This window comes from Salmonella sp. SAL4457, assembly GCF_046548235.1.
In the GTDB taxonomy this organism is placed as follows: Bacteria; Pseudomonadota; Gammaproteobacteria; order Enterobacterales; family Enterobacteriaceae; genus Salmonella; species Salmonella enterica.
In genome coordinates this window covers 1-238 of the sequence record NZ_JBGDZO010001279.1, presented here as the reverse complement: position 1 = coordinate 238, position 238 = coordinate 1, and the positions used below count along the sequence as shown (strand labels likewise).

The 238-nt window shown below is 64.3% G+C and carries 1 protein-coding gene; it reads left to right on the top strand.

Features of this window, described 5'->3' with window-relative positions; translation table 11 throughout:
- Window positions 1-238: RimK family alpha-L-glutamate ligase (locus ACLJNW_RS28315; RefSeq protein ID WP_410960487.1), on the top strand; the 238-nt coding region annotated here is incomplete at both ends.

Here is a 238-nt window from a genome sequence, read left to right as displayed (position 1 = left end):
CCGACCTGCTGCGCAGCCACAAGCTGGGCATGCCGGCCACCGAGATTCTCTACAAGGAGAACCCGCAGGAACTGGAGAAGGTCGGCGAGCGCCTGGGCTTCCCGCTGGTGCTGAAGATTCCCGACGGCAGCTTCTCGCGCGGGGTGATCAAGGTGGAGGACCAGGAGCAGTTGCTGGCGGCCAGCGCCGAGCTGTTCGAGCGCTCGGTGCTGATCCTTGCCCAGGAGTTCTTCTATAC